General features: G+C 53.0%; 1 rRNA gene. It reads right to left on the reverse strand.

From position 1 onward, the window contains the following. A 23S ribosomal RNA gene (locus AB8818_RS22925) occupies window positions 1-303 on the reverse strand; the annotation flags it as partial. Window positions 304-328 lie beyond the last annotated feature (25 nt).

Here is a 328-nt window from a genome sequence, read left to right on the forward strand (position 1 = left end):
ACGCTTCCACTAACACACAAGCTGATTCAGACTCCGGGCTGCTCCCCGTTCGCTCGCCGCTACTGGGGGAATCTCGGTTGATTTCTTTTCCTCGGGGTACTTAGATGTTTCAGTTCCCCCGGTTCGCCTCGTTAACCTATGTATTCAGTTAACGATAGTGTGACGAATCACACTGGGTTTCCCCATTCGGACATCGCCGGGTCAAAGGTTCATATCACCTCGCCGGCGCTTTTCGCAGATTAGCACGTCCTTCATCGCCTCTGACTGCCAGGGCATCCACCGTGTACGCTTAGTCGCTTAACCTCACAACCCGAAGATGTTTCACTTC

The organism is Enterobacter sp. KB-280D8 (genome assembly GCF_041399405.1).
GTDB lineage: Bacteria > Pseudomonadota > Gammaproteobacteria > Enterobacterales > Enterobacteriaceae > Enterobacter > Enterobacter cloacae_N.